The 12,628-nt window shown below is 68.6% G+C and carries 13 protein-coding genes; 4 read left to right on the forward strand and 9 right to left on the reverse strand.

Annotation, left to right across the window (positions count from 1 at the left end; translation table 11 throughout):
* Window positions 1-110: 110 nt before the first annotated feature.
* Window positions 111-746, reverse strand: coding sequence for a TetR/AcrR family transcriptional regulator (locus tag OHA18_RS07820; RefSeq protein WP_329003140.1), 636 nt, complete (start codon window positions 744-746; stop codon window positions 111-113).
* A gap of 238 nt (window positions 747-984) precedes the next feature.
* Between OHA18_RS07820 and OHA18_RS07825 the strand changes: the two genes are divergently transcribed.
* The gene (locus tag OHA18_RS07825) at window positions 985-1,707 is read left to right on the forward strand and encodes a hypothetical protein (RefSeq protein ID WP_329003141.1); all 723 of its coding nucleotides are present in this window, start codon (window positions 985-987) and stop codon (window positions 1,705-1,707) included.
* A gap of 83 nt (window positions 1,708-1,790) precedes the next feature.
* Here OHA18_RS07825 and OHA18_RS07830 read toward each other — a convergent pair whose 3' ends face one another.
* The 4 genes from OHA18_RS07830 to OHA18_RS07845 form a co-directional block, all read right to left on the reverse strand.
* Window positions 1,791-2,396 carry a CGNR zinc finger domain-containing protein gene (locus OHA18_RS07830; protein WP_329003142.1) on the reverse strand — a complete coding sequence of 202 codons (606 nt, stop codon included), beginning with the start codon at window positions 2,394-2,396 and terminating at the stop codon, window positions 1,791-1,793.
* A gap of 4 nt (window positions 2,397-2,400) precedes the next feature.
* A complete protein-coding gene (locus tag OHA18_RS07835; protein ID WP_329003143.1) occupies window positions 2,401-3,387 on the reverse strand; it encodes an SPFH domain-containing protein in 987 nt (328 codons plus the stop codon).
* Window positions 3,387-3,680, reverse strand: a complete 294-nt coding sequence (locus OHA18_RS07840) for a hypothetical protein (protein ID WP_329003144.1) — start codon at window positions 3,678-3,680, stop codon at window positions 3,387-3,389. The genes OHA18_RS07835 and OHA18_RS07840 overlap by 1 nt, the downstream gene beginning before the upstream one ends.
* Before the next feature lie 271 nt (window positions 3,681-3,951).
* Entirely contained in the window at window positions 3,952-4,662 is a 711-nt protein-coding gene (locus OHA18_RS07845) for a TetR/AcrR family transcriptional regulator (RefSeq protein WP_329003145.1), read from the reverse strand.
* A 114-nt stretch (window positions 4,663-4,776) separates the two neighbouring features.
* Here OHA18_RS07845 and OHA18_RS07850 point away from each other — a divergent pair, with 114 nt between their 5' ends.
* Window positions 4,777-6,957: an MMPL family transporter gene (locus OHA18_RS07850; protein ID WP_329003146.1), complete on the forward strand. Its 2,181-nt coding sequence runs from the start codon at window positions 4,777-4,779 to the stop codon at window positions 6,955-6,957.
* Here the strand turns inward: OHA18_RS07850 and pdxH are convergent.
* Genes pdxH through OHA18_RS07865 form a run of 3 tightly spaced genes read right to left on the reverse strand, consistent with a single transcriptional unit; the run spans window position 6,900 to window position 9,261 of the window.
* Window positions 6,900-7,547, reverse strand: a complete 648-nt coding sequence (gene pdxH, locus OHA18_RS07855) for a pyridoxamine 5'-phosphate oxidase (RefSeq protein WP_329003148.1) — start codon at window positions 7,545-7,547, stop codon at window positions 6,900-6,902. The genes OHA18_RS07850 and pdxH overlap by 58 nt on opposite strands.
* A gap of 9 nt (window positions 7,548-7,556) precedes the next feature.
* The gene (locus OHA18_RS07860; protein WP_329003149.1) at window positions 7,557-8,660 is read right to left on the reverse strand and encodes a hypothetical protein; all 1,104 of its coding nucleotides are present in this window, start codon (window positions 8,658-8,660) and stop codon (window positions 7,557-7,559) included.
* Window positions 8,661-8,691: 31 nt separating this feature from the next.
* Window positions 8,692-9,261 (reverse strand): hypothetical protein, encoded by a 570-nt coding sequence (locus OHA18_RS07865; protein WP_329003150.1) that lies wholly within the window; start codon window positions 9,259-9,261, stop codon window positions 8,692-8,694.
* A 162-nt stretch (window positions 9,262-9,423) separates the two neighbouring features.
* On the opposite strand from OHA18_RS07865, the gene OHA18_RS07870 reads away from it, so the two are divergent.
* Window positions 9,424-10,536 (forward strand): citrate synthase 2, encoded by a 1,113-nt coding sequence (locus OHA18_RS07870; protein ID WP_329003151.1) that lies wholly within the window; start codon window positions 9,424-9,426, stop codon window positions 10,534-10,536.
* On the opposite strand, the gene OHA18_RS07875 is transcribed toward OHA18_RS07870, so the two are convergent.
* A complete protein-coding gene (locus OHA18_RS07875; protein ID WP_329003152.1) occupies window positions 10,537-11,286 on the reverse strand; it encodes an AraC family transcriptional regulator in 750 nt (249 codons plus the stop codon).
* 104 nt (window positions 11,287-11,390) lie between these two features.
* On the opposite strand from OHA18_RS07875, the gene OHA18_RS07880 reads away from it, so the two are divergent.
* Window positions 11,391-12,242: a phytanoyl-CoA dioxygenase family protein gene (locus tag OHA18_RS07880; RefSeq protein ID WP_329003153.1), complete on the forward strand. Its 852-nt coding sequence runs from the start codon at window positions 11,391-11,393 to the stop codon at window positions 12,240-12,242.
* Window positions 12,243-12,628: the final 386 nt, after the last annotated feature.

Here is a 12,628-nt window from a genome sequence, read left to right on the forward strand (position 1 = left end):
ACCCGGCGGTCCGAACATCCGTGAGCAAAACACGGACAAAACTCACTCGGACCAGTGCTCATTCGCACCCGGGAGCCGTGGGCAGGGAGCCACGGTTTCCGGGCTGTCGATCAGGGCCGCAGACCGCGGTCGAAGGCCGCGACCAGAAACGCGACCAGGTTCTCGGCGAGTTTCCCGGGCTCCGGTGTGTCGCCCGAGCCGGCGGCACCCGGCGTCGGTGACAGTGCCTGCGACTGATGCAGGGCGAGGAGACCGAGCATGTTCACGTACCCGAACGCGACGGCGTCCGGCGATGCTTGCGGCAATGCCCGCTGCAGGGCGGCCAGGTAGCGGCTCTCGATCGGATCCGACTCGGCCGCGTACAGCTCCCGGATCCGCTTGCTCGGATCGAACGCGATCCGGCCGATGAACCGCGCGACCACCGCACCGCGGTCGCCGCGCCGCAGCACGAGTTCCAGCCCGGGCTCGATGAACGCCCGGATCAGCTCCTCCGGCGTTGGCGGCCCGCCGGCCTCCAACTGGTCCAGCCGGCGCCGCCGCTCGGTGTTGACCGGCGCCATCGCCCGCGCCACGGCAGCCCGCAGCAGGGCTTCCTTCGAACCGAAGTGGTAGTTGACCGCGGCGATGTTCGCGGCCGCCGCGACCGTGATGGCCCGCAACGAGGTTCCTTCGTAACCCCCTTCACCGAACCGTTGCTCGGCGACGTTGAGCAGTCTTTCCCTGGTCGTTTCGACCGGTGTTTCCACAGAGTTCTCCTTCCCCCCGGCTACCGCTCGCGCAGGCACCCCACCTGCTCACGCGCAGTAGCCTGCAGTCAGCATAGTTCAAACGGTCGTTTGAACTGGAGGGCTCAGCTCGGTTGTCTCCGAGAAATCCTCAGATTTCTCTGAAACCCTTTCCTTCCCACGGTTCTGCGCACTCACACCTCCACCACGGCCCGTGCACGATCGGGTGAAACCTGTTAGTGGGCTAGGGTCCAGGGCCATGGCTTTTGTGTGGGTCGACCAACGTTTCCGGGGGCCGGAGCGGTCGGGCAACGGCGGATACGTGGCCGGCTTGGTCGGGACGACGCTGGCGGCGCGGCTCAACGGCGCACTCGTTCCGCAGGTGCGGCTACGGATGCCGCCACCACTCCAGAAGGACCTCGACCTGTCGGCCATCGGCGACGGGGCTCGGCTGACAGACGGTGACGAGCTGGTCGCGGACGCAGTACCGGTCGACAGCGACTTCCTCGCCGACGCGACCATCGACGCGGTGCTGCCGGCGGAGGCTCGCGCGGCGGAGGCGTCGTACCGCGGGCTGCGGGACCACCCGTTCCCGAGCTGCTTCGTCTGCGGGCCGGCGAACCAAGGCGGTCTGCAACTGAAGCCCGGTCCGATCGGTGACGGGCGTACGGCGTGCACGTGGAAGCCGGCCGCTGATCTGGCGACCGACGGCCTGGTCGACGACCTGTTCCTGTGGGCGGCGCTCGACTGCCCCGGCGGCTGGACGATCGATCTCGAAGGCCGTCCCTCGGTGCTCGGCCAGCTGACCGCGTGCGTCGACGCGCGACCCCAGGTCGGCGAGGAGTGCGTCGCGCTCGGCCGCTACCTCGGCGAGGACGGCCGCAAGACGTTCACCGCCAGCACCTTGTACGACGCCGACGGCCGGGTGCTCGCCCGGGCGAAGCACACCTGGATCACGGTCGACCCATCCGCCTTCAACTGACTTGGTCCTGCAGGCAGGCAGAACCCGCCCGAACAGCCTCCAAACCCGGTCCGATCGCGGGTTGTGCATGCACAGCGGTCCACCTAACGCGTCCGCGCGGCGTGGGCGCGGACCTTGGCGCGGTTCCCGCACGTGGCCATCGAGCACCATCGGCGACGACCGCGCGGGTCGAGGAACAGCCAGCCGCAGGACGGGCAGGTGCGGACATGCCCGCGGGACGGGCCGGTGAGCAGGTCGCCCGCCAGCAGCGCGAGGTTGTGGAGTGGGAGCGCGAGGTCCTCCCGCAGCTCCCAGGTCAGCCCGTCGTCGGTCGGGACGAGCCGGCGACCGCCGTAGGCCTTCTCGATCAGCCGCGCGGCGGCCTCGAACGTGGTCCCGGTCGCCTGCTCGGTCAGGACGTCGTACAGGTCGACGCGGAAGTCGAGCGTGGCCTGCAGCCGCCGTCCCACCTCGGTCGAGCTGCTGCCGGCCTGCTCGATCAGCCGGAACACGGTCGCCGGCGACAACAGGCCGACGTACGAGTTCCAGATCAGGAAGGCCTCGTACGACGTCAGCCACTCGGTCCGGGCGGGGCCTCGGGTGGTCCACTCGGACCGGGTGTTGACGAAGTCGAGCACCGGGTGCGCGCCGACCGGCTTGGGCAGGACGACGCCCTGCACAAGCTCGAGGTGGGTCGGCAACGCGTTCATGGAACTACCTGGCCGGCTGGGTGGGCTGGTCGTTCGGGGTGGACGGCGTGGTGGTCGGCACCGGGATGCTGACGTTGCCGTTCTGCGGGATGACCATGAACTGGATCTTGCCCGATTCGATCGCGGTCTTCAGCAGGTAGCCGTTCGCACCGAGCATCGCGACCTGCTGCTTGACCGACTGCAGCTCGACGTTCACCTGCTGGTTCTTCTGCTCCTGGGTGGCCTTCGCCAGCTCGGCGCGCTGCTTGGCCTCCAGACCGTCGATGATGCCCTTGTCCAGCGGCATCGGCTTCTGGATCGTGAACGACAGCTCACCGCAATCGTTGCTGCCGTTGTAGCCCGGCCCGCAGAAGTAGTCGCCGCCGACCGCGGCCGGCAGCAGCCGGGTGAACTCCTTGGCCGCCGCGCTCTGGAACGCGGACTTCTTCGCCTCGTTGTTGTAGAGCTCGGCCCAGTTGTAGTTCGTCGCCACCGCGGACAGCGCGCGGTCGATCTGCGGCCGGAAGTAGCTCTGCAGCATGTCGTTCCAGCCGCTCTCCTCGTAGGCCTCGGTCTTCAGGCCGATGCGCTCGTGGAAGGACTTGATCACGTCCTGGTTCCGGTTCAGCGTGAAGTACACCTGGACCCGGACGCCGAGCCGGACGTTGTCCTTGCTGACCACGGTGACCTCGTCGGCCGCGTCGGTGTCCGCGCCGTCGCCGCCGATGATGTACGAGCGCTGGTCGATCGGGTACGTGTAGAGCGTGTCGCCGGGGCCGATCAGCTTGTTCGTCGAGCCCGGCGGGACGATCGACTTGAACTTCTTGTCCTCGATCACGCCGCCGCCGTAGTGCAGGCCGATCCGGTTCGCGTCGGTGTTCGCGAAGTTGAAGATGTTGAACAGGATGATCAGGGCGATCACGGCGACGATCAGCCCGCCGATCACCTTCACCTTCACGCTGCCACCGCCCTTGGGCTTGATCGCGGCGGCTGCGTTCCCCAGTTTTGCCATCAGTCGTCGATCTCCTTGTTGCGTTCCACCAGACGCCGAACGTCGGCGAGGGTCAGGTCGGCGGTGACCGCGACGTCGCGCGGTACCGACGGATGCGAGCTGAGCGTACGCAGGCCCTGCTCGGCAGCCGCGACCGCCCGCTCGAGCGACCTGACCTCACGCATCAGCGCCCGGTGCTCGGCGTTGACCTCGGCCAGCGCCTGCTCTGCCTGGACGGCCCGGCGGTACGACGCCCACCCGAACCAGGCGGTTCCGATCAACAGCACGATCACCGGCAGCCCGAGTCTGATCATGACTCCGATTCTCGTTCATCCCTGGGCGAAAAACGGTTGAACCGTTGACCGGCTGACAGTAAGTTCTGAGTACACGCGAAGGGAGGTGGTCCAACGCATGAATTGCTATCGGACTCGTGAGGTGGCGGCGGGCTAACCGCCAACCACAGTTAGTGGGCAAGTGGTAGGCCGAAACCAACGCCAGCCACCGGGCCCGCGGGCAGTCAGGTAGTCCGCCTGACCCTGAGTTCGGCCACCCGGTCGTGTCTCTGGAAGCGCCCGCGGGCTTTTTCTATTCTTCCGGCGGTGGGCAGTCCAGGCCGAGCGCTTCGCCGATCTCGCGCAGCTGGGCCTCGAAGTACGCGCCGGCGTCCGGCAGCACCCAGTGCAGCTGGCCGAAGACCTCCATGCAGATCAGGCCGTAGAGCCTGGTCCAGTAGGTCAGCGACAGATAGATCGCGCCGGGCGGCATGCCCTGGAAGTGCTCGGACTCCTCCGTCAGCTGAGCGATCAGCTCTTTCCCGAGCAGCTCGTCGGGCGGGTACGGGAACGGCTTCCAGTGCCAGATCTGCGCGACCAGTTCCTTGAAGACGGCACCGAACCGCATCGCCGCCTGATGGCCGGGCGTCTCGTCGTGACTGTCCGCATCCGTCATCGGGACGGCCGTACCGAAGAGCAGCGCGAACTCGGCCGGATGTGCCAGTCCCCAGTTCCGCAGGCCGTTGGCCAGCAGGTAGAGCCGCTCCCCGAGATCCGGCGCCTCTTCGGTCGTCTGCAACTGCATCAGCGCGGTCGTCAGCTCGTCGTACAGGTCGGCGATCATCGCGCCGATCAGCGCCTCGTGGCTCGGGAAGTACCGGTACAGCGCGGGCGGGGTCAGGCCGAGCTCGCGGGCGACCGCCCGCAGGCCGACCGCGGCCGAACCGCCGCTGACCAGCAGCCGCCGGGCCGCCGCCTTGATCTCGGCCAGCGTCGCCGCTCGCCGCCGGTCCCGGCTCTCCACTTCAGAACTCTCCTTGACATCGCGGTAGGGCAAGACCTTAGAGTGAACACCGTTAACAGTTAACGCTGTTCACTCAAGCTCCTGCCGCTCAATCTACTCGCTGGGGAGAGTTTCGTGTTCGAGACGCTCGGCCACTTCACGTACCGGCGCCGCCGTCTGGTGCTCGCCCTGACCGGGGTCTTCGTCGTCCTCGGACTGGCCTGGGGCACCGGCGTGTTCGGCTCCCTCGCGAACGGCGGCTTCGACGCGCCGGACACCGAGGCCGCGAACGCCGTCGCGACCATCGAGCAGAACGTCGGCCGCACCGGCACCGACGTCGTCGTGCTGTACCGCAGCCCGTCCGGGACCGTCGCCGACCCGGCGTTCAAGCAGTCCGTCGAGAACCATCTCGCCGGGTTGCCGACCGCCGACGTGACCGGCGTTTCGACGTACTGGAGCACCAAGTCCCCGGTCTTCGTGTCCAAGGATCAGCACAGCACGTACGCCGTACTCACGCTGGCCGGCGCCGATCAGGAGGCCCGGCTGGAGACGTTCCACCGGATCGCGTCGCACGTCCGGACCGCGCCTCCCGGGCTGGAGACGAAGGTCGGCGGCGAGATCGCGGTCTTCGACGAGGTGAACACGCAGACCGAGCACGACATCGTGAAGGCCGAGTCGATCTCGACGCCGATCGTGCTGGTGCTGCTGGTGGTCGTCTTCGGCGGTCTGGTCGCGGCCTCCCTGCCGTTGTTCGTCGGCGCGCTCGCGATCCTCGGCGCGTTCGTACTGCTGCGTGGGTTGTCGGCGGTCACCGACGTGTCGATCTTCTCGATCAACATCGTCACGATGATCGGGCTCGGGCTGGCGATCGACTACGCGCTGTTCATCGTCACCCGCTTCCGCGAAGAGCTTGCTCGCGGCAACGATGTCGAGACGGCGCTGACCGCGACGATGGCGACGGCCGGGCGGACGGTCGCGTTCTCCGGCGTGACGGTCGGGGTGGCGATCAGCAGCCTGGTGCTGTTCCCGGTGATGTTCCTGAAGTCGATGGCGTACGGCGGTGCTGCCGCCGTCGCGGTCGCGATGATCGCGGCACTGACCGCGCTGCCCGCACTGCTCGCCGTGCTCGGGCACCGGGTGAACAGCCTGCGGATCTTCAAGCCCCGCAAGACTTCTGGAGAACACGGCGCGTGGTATCGCCTGGCGCATAGTGTGATGCGGCGGCCGGTGCGGTACGTGCTGGTGCTCGTTCCGGTGCTGCTGGTGCTGGGGATCCCGTTCCTGTCAGCGCAACTGGGCGGGGTCGATCATCGATCGTTGCCGCCGGGCGCCACCTCGCGGACGGTGACCGAGACGCTGCAACGCGACTTCCCAGGAGCGGGCGGGTCGGACATCTACGCGGCGGTGCGGTTCGACTCCGCTCCGAGCGATCCGGCGGCGGCGTTGGCGCCGTACATCTCGCGACTGCAGCAGGTGCGAGACGTGGACAACGTGCGGATCGGTGGTTATGCCAACGGTATCGCGTCCGTTGTCGTGCACACTCACTTCACCGGGCAGGAGTTGGCGGCGCGGGACGTCGTACATGGGGTGCGCGCGGTGCCGGCGCCGACGGGTACGCAGGTCCAGATCGGTGGTGAGACGGCCGCGGTGATCGATCTGCTGCATGTGCTGAAGGAGCGGGCGCCGTACATGGGCGGATTCATCGTGGTGGTGACGTTCGTGCTGCTGTTCATCGCCTTCGGCTCGTTCGTGCTGCCGGCGAAGGCCTTGCTGATGAACGTGCTGTCGTTGTCGGCGGCGTTCGGGGCGATGGTGTGGATCTTCCAGGACGGGCACCTGTCCGGGTTCCTCGGCTTCACGCCGGCCGGGTTCCTGGACGCGACGAATCCGGTGTTGCTGTTCGCCGTCCTGTTCGGACTGTCGATGGACTACGAGGTGTTCCTGCTCAGCCGGATCCGGGAGGAGTACGACCGGACCGGCGACAACACCGAGGCGGTCGCCCACGGACTGCAGCGCACCGGCGGGATCATCACCAGCGCGGCCTTGCTGCTGATCATCGTGGTGGCGGCGTTCTCCACGTCGGGCATCGTGTTCGTGAAGATGATCGGCGTCGGGCTGGTGATCGCCATCGCGCTGGACGCGACGATCGTCCGGGCACTGCTGGTGCCGGCGACGATGCGGCTGCTCGGTCGTGCCAACTGGTGGGCGCCCGCGCCGCTCGTGCGGTGGTGGGAACGCAACGGCTTCCGGGAGACCGATCAGGGCTGGAGCCGGGACAGCTCCCAGGAACCGTCGCCGGAGCTGGCGCGGCGATAAGCCAGGCGGTCGTGCAGCCGGCCGACGCGGCCCTGCCAGAACTCGAACGCTTCTGGGGCGACCAGGTATCCGCCCCAGAAGTACGGCGTGGAGATCTCGGTGCCCTCCGGCCACTGGCGCTCGTAGGACGCGTACTGCAGGTCGAGCTCCTCGCGGGAATGGACCGGCCGGCTCTGCTGGGACGCCCAGGCGCCGAGCTGTGACTCGCGCGGCCGGCCGGCGAAGTACTCGTCGACCTCGTCGGTCGGGAGCTTGGTCACCGTGCCCTCGACGCGGATCTGGCGCTCCATTGCGTGCCACGGGAACACCAGCGCGCAATGCGGGTTGCTGGCCAGGTCGTCGGCTTTGCGGGACTGCTGGTTGGTGTAGAACACCAGCCCGCGCTGGTCGACCCGCTTCAGCAGGACCGTCCGCGCCGACGGTCGGCCGTCACCGTCGGCCGTGGCCAGCACCATGGCGTTGGGCTCCGCCAGGCCGGCGTCCCGGGCGTGCTGCAGCCAGGTTTCGAACTGCTGGATGGGGTCAGGGGCCATCTGCTCCTCGAGCAACTCCCCCAGCCCGTACGTACGCCGCATCTCCGCAAGATCCACGCGTCGAGCCTACTTGTTGACCTCGGCGAGATGCTGATCGAAGGTGGCTCGCCAGAGGGCCTGCCGGAGCGTTGCCTCGCCGGTAGCCGAGCTTGCACCGGCTACCGAGGCGGCCCAGAGCGTGCTGAGGTCTCCGAAACCCTCGACGTCGGCGAGGAGCGGCTCGATCAGGTCACGGTCGGCGGCCGACGCGAGGTTCCTCCGGACGGGGGTAAAGGGCGCAGCCCCTCGACGGAGCGGCTCGACGACGTAGAAGTAGTCGAGCATCGTCGCGTCCTCGATGCCGAGGTCGACGGCTTCCTGCAGCACCCGGTCGATCTGCTCGGTCACCGCGACCCGGGCTGCCTGCGTCGGGCCCGCGTCGGGGATCAGCCGGATCTGCAGGTGGTTGCTGAAGGCACGCAGCTTGGCGGGCAGCGGGAGTGCGTCCAGCTCAGCTACGTCGCGTGGATAGAAGTAGCCGTGGGCAACCTCACCGACCGGTTCGCTGCCCAGCGGCCTATCGAAGAGACTGCTGGCCGGCTGCAGACCCTCCGCGTACCGGTGCCAGCTGAGCGCCCGCTTGATCAGCTCCACCGGCTCCGGTTTGACGTAAGGCTCGGCAACGACATCCTGCGGGACAGCGGCCCTCACTTCCAGCGTGTAGGGATTGGTCGTCCGTTGCTGACGGTGGCCGTCGGCAACAATGTGTGTCGCTGCGGGCACTGCCAGCACACCGTCGTACGGCGTGCTGTCGTCCATGAACCACCCACAGCCCGCGGCGAAGGTCCATCCGCGGGAGGACGCGACGGCCGGCACGCCTGCGAACAACAACGCCGCGACCGGTCGATTGGTCCAAACGCACCCGTCCGGCAACTGCAGCTCGAACAGCCGGCAGACCCCGATCGCATCGGTGAAGAGCTCCAGTCGATCCTGCGCCAGGATCGCGCGCACTCCGGCAAGGCGGACGTCACCGGCGTCGTGCTCTTCCCGGCGGCCCCATTGGTGGAGTCCGACCGCTGCGCCGTCGTACCCGTGGTGTTCGGCCCCGTAGTACGCCTGCACGCGGGCGCGACCGGCCGCAGCGCGTGCGGCGCTGTCGTGCGCGAAGGTGTAGGCGACCAGCACTTCCATGCAGAGCCTGATGCCGGCTCTGCGGCGAAAGTTATTGCGGCGGCTGCTGACCCGGGTACTGCGGGGGTGGGGGTTGTTGCTGCTGGCCCGGGTAGCCACCCCACTGCTGCGGCTGTTGCTGCGGGTAGCCGGGCTGGTAGCCGTCTTGCAGTTGCCCCGGACCCGCCATCAGCTTGGCAAGCTTGGCGTCGACGGCCCAGCGCCGAATGCCGATCAGGAGCAGCGGTATGCCGAACAGGATGACCGATCCGTCGAACAGCAGGTAAGAACCGCCGTACTTCGAGCCCGGGAACTGGAACAGCCTGACCAGGTCGAGCGCCTCCTTGATCGGCAGCACCAGCACGGCCACGCCGACCACTGTCAGCAGCAGACCAGCACCGGTCGTCACACCGGAACCGATGACCGGCACCATCATCAGCACACCGAGCACGACCGCGACGGCGATGATCAGCAGGAGCCAGGGCAGCACGCGGCCCAGGTCGCTGTTGTAGACCTGGACGCGGATCAACAGCCGGGTGGTCGCATACGACGCGGCGACCATGGCGGCGTACGACGCGATGACGCCGATCACGAGCCCAAGGGCGGGGAGGGGCTTGGCCATGCCGTCGACACTAGACCTCTGACCGGTCCACCATCCCGCAATGTCCTCGAACCGGTCACAAAGCTGTCATGTCATCAGTTCTGAGAACTATGCTGCCTGAGCGCCCAGGGCGCGCGGCTCTCCTGGTGGGCCTGCGCGCCGAGACGAGGACGAGGGAGTCGCATGTCTGATCCGAGGACCGAGGTGCAGCACGGGCTGGAAGGCGTGGTCGCATTCGACACGCAGATCGCCGAGCCGGACAAGGAAGGTTCGGCGCTCCGCTACCGCGGCGTGGACATCGAGGACCTGGTCGGCCGAGTGCCGTTCGAGAACGTCTGGGGCCTGCTGGTCGACGGCTCCTTCACCCCGGGCCTGCCGCCGGCCGAGCCGTTCCCGCTGCCCGTGCACACCGGCGACGTCCGGGTCGACGTACAGTCCGCGCTCGCGATGCTCGCACCCGCCTGGGGTCTGCGGCCGCTCTACGACATCGACGACGTGCAGGCGCGTGAGGACCTGTCCCGGGCGGCCGTGATGGCGCTGTCGTACGTCGCGCAGGCGGCCCGCGGCGTCGGCCACCCGATGGTGCCGCAACGCGAGGTGGACAAGGCGAACACGATCACCGAGCGGTTCATGATCCGGTGGCGCGGCGAGCCGGATCCCAAGCACGTACAGGCAGTTGACGCGTACTGGACGTCCGCGGCCGAGCACGGCATGAACGCGTCGACGTTCACCGCGCGGGTGATCGCGTCGACCGGTGCGGATGTCGCCGCGGCCCTGTCCGGTGCGGTCGGCGCCATGTCCGGTCCGCTGCACGGTGGCGCGCCGGCGCGGGTGCTGACGATGATCGAGGGCGTGGAGCGGTCCGGCGACGCTCGCTCGTACGTGAAGGGCTTGCTGGACGCAGGCGAGCGGCTGATGGGCTTCGGCCACCGGGTGTACCGAGCAGAGGACCCGCGGGCGCGCGTCCTCCGTCGTACGGCGCGTGAGCTGGCCGCACCGCGGTACGAGGTGGCAGAGGCGCTGGAGCAGGCCGCGCTGGCCGAGCTGCGCGAGCGGCGGCCGGACCGGGTGCTGGAGACCAACGTGGAGTTCTGGGCGGCGATCGTCCTCGACTTCGCGGAGGTGCCGCCTCCGATGTTCACGTCGATGTTCACGTGTGCGCGGACGGCCGGCTGGAGTGCGCACGTACTGGAGCAGAAGCGGACCGGACGGCTGATCCGGCCATCGGCGATCTACTCCGGGCCTGCGTCCCGCCCCGCCGACGCCATCGAGGGCTGGAACCCGGACTGGGCGTAGTCAGCGGTCCTGGCTCGGTGTGCGGCCGGTGCGTTGCTTGTACTGGCGGCTGAAGTACGGAACGTCGGTGTAGCCGAGGGCGGCGGCTGTCTCGGTGACAGTCATGCCGCTCTCGGTGAGCAGTTGGTGCGCGCGGTCGATCCGGGCCTGGATGAGGTACTGCGCCGGTGACATCCCGAACTGTGCAACGAAGCGACGGGTGAACTGGGCTCGGCTCAGGGAAGCTCTGGAGGCCATCTCCGCCACCGTCCAGTCGCGGCCGGGGTCCTGACGGAGTTGCCGGGCGATCTCGTCGACCGCGGCGTCGGTCACCCGCCGGCCAGGGGTGTGGACCGCATCCCAGATCAGTGCGATCAGTTGCTCGAGGCACAGTTCCGCCTGGCGCCGGCCGAGCGCGTCCTGCCTCCTGTACGACGCGTCGCTCGTCCGGGCCAGGACGCCGAGCAACTCGCGGTCCATCACCTCGCCCCAGCGTGGATCCGGTGCCGCACCGCTGGTCTGGAAGTGCATGCCGAAGACCAGGAGCCGGCGGTGCGGGTCGTGGGTGGCGCGCGGAGCATCTCCGGGCTGGAAGACGGCGCAGACTCCTGGGTGCAGCTCCTGCCGCTCACCGTCGAGCTCCAGCTCGCCGCGACCGTCCATCACGCACCAGAGCAGGTGGTCCTTGAGCACGGGCGAGGTCCAGGACCAGCTCGGCTCACACCGCCAGAAGGTCGGCGCGGACATCCGCTCGAGCTCCAGTCGATGCAACAAAAGTTCAACTCCTCGCGCAAATCCTCCATGGTCCGGTCCCGGTGCGGGGCAGGAGAATTGGTTCCGACAGGCAGCGTAAGGCACGAACGCGGGAGTTGTGCATGAGCGTTTCATCCAACATCGACGTCGTACTCCGGGAAGAGTTCGAGCGGACCGGGTGCACGTTGGTCCGCGGGCTGTTCGCCGCGGACGAGGTCGACCGGCTGCGGGACCACTACATGAAGGTCCGGCAGCGTGGACCGCGGTCGCACGACTTCGCGGGGCACGACTCGGCCGACCGGGACCCGTTGAAGCGGTACCCGCGGATGGCGCAGATGCACCGCTGGGACGACGCGTCGCTGCAGTGGATGATCGACCCGCGCATCGACCAGGTGATGACGACGCTGCTCGGCAGGTCGCCGTACGCCGTGCAGACGATGGTCTACTTCAAGCCGCCGGGTTCCCGCGGGCAGGCGCTGCACCAGGACAACTTCTATCTGAAGGCCGATCCGGGGACATGCGTCGCGGCGTGGATGGCGCTGGACCGGGTCGACGAGGCGAACGGATGCCTCGAGGTCGTGCCCGGTTCGCACCGCTGGCCGATCCTGTGCACGGAGAAGGCCGACACCACGGTCAGCTTCACCGACGTCACGGTGCCGCTGCCGTCGACCGGGTCCGCCGTACCTGTGGAGATGGAGCCGGGTGACGTGCTGTTCTTCCATGGCGCACTGGTCCACGGCAGCAACCCGAACGTCACCACGGACCGCTTCCGGCGGGCGCTGATCGGCCACTACATCGAGGGCGAGGCGGAGCGGGTGGCGCGGTACTACCACCCGGCCCTCCGGATGGACGGCACCGAACTCACGCTCGAGGTCGCCGAAGGCGGCGGCGCCTGCGGCGAGTGGACCGAGACGCCGGACGGCCCGGTCGCAGTCCTGACCGGCACCCAAACCATCACCCGCAAACACGAGTAGTCCGCGCCCCCACCCCACCCGAGCCCCACCCCACCCCCAACCCGCGCGCCCCCACCCCGCCTCGTGCGCCCCCACCCCACCTCGTGCGCCCCCACCCCACCTCGTGCGCCCCCACCCCACCCCGCGCGCCCCCACCCCGCCTCGTGCGGCCCCCACCCCACCCCGTGCGCACATGGTGGGTTCACCTACCGCGTGGTGGGTTCCCGCCCGGGAACACGGTGGGGGAACCCCCACTTCGGTGGGGGAACCCACCCAGTGCGGATAGGGGCGCGGGCCGGGTGGTGGGACCCCACCCTGCCTCGTGCGCACATGGTGGGTTCACCTACCGCGTGGTGGGTTCCCGCCCGGGAACACGGTGGGGGAACCCCCACTTCGGTGGGGGAACC

The organism is Kribbella sp. NBC_00709 (assembly GCF_036226565.1).
GTDB lineage: Bacteria > Actinomycetota > Actinomycetes > Propionibacteriales > Kribbellaceae > Kribbella.

What these genes read in the sequence shown, in the direction of transcription:
- OHA18_RS07825 (WP_329003141.1), top strand. Translation starts at nt 985, where the DNA reads ATGGCTTTTGTGTGGGTCGACCAACGTTTCCGGGGGCCGGAGCGGTCG.
- OHA18_RS07830 (WP_329003142.1), bottom strand. Translation starts at nt 2,396, where the DNA reads ATGAACGCGTTGCCGACCCACCTCGAGCTTGTGCAGGGCGTCGTCCTG.
- OHA18_RS07835 (WP_329003143.1), bottom strand. Translation starts at nt 3,387, where the DNA reads ATGGCAAAACTGGGGAACGCAGCCGCCGCGATCAAGCCCAAGGGCGGT.
- OHA18_RS07840 (WP_329003144.1), bottom strand. Translation starts at nt 3,680, where the DNA reads ATGATCAGACTCGGGCTGCCGGTGATCGTGCTGTTGATCGGAACCGCC.
- OHA18_RS07860 (WP_329003149.1), bottom strand. Translation starts at nt 8,660, where the DNA reads ATGGAAGTGCTGGTCGCCTACACCTTCGCGCACGACAGCGCCGCACGC.
- OHA18_RS07865 (WP_329003150.1), bottom strand. Translation starts at nt 9,261, where the DNA reads ATGGCCAAGCCCCTCCCCGCCCTTGGGCTCGTGATCGGCGTCATCGCG.
- OHA18_RS07870 (WP_329003151.1), top strand. Translation starts at nt 9,424, where the DNA reads ATGTCTGATCCGAGGACCGAGGTGCAGCACGGGCTGGAAGGCGTGGTC.
- OHA18_RS07880 (WP_329003153.1), top strand. Translation starts at nt 11,391, where the DNA reads ATGAGCGTTTCATCCAACATCGACGTCGTACTCCGGGAAGAGTTCGAG.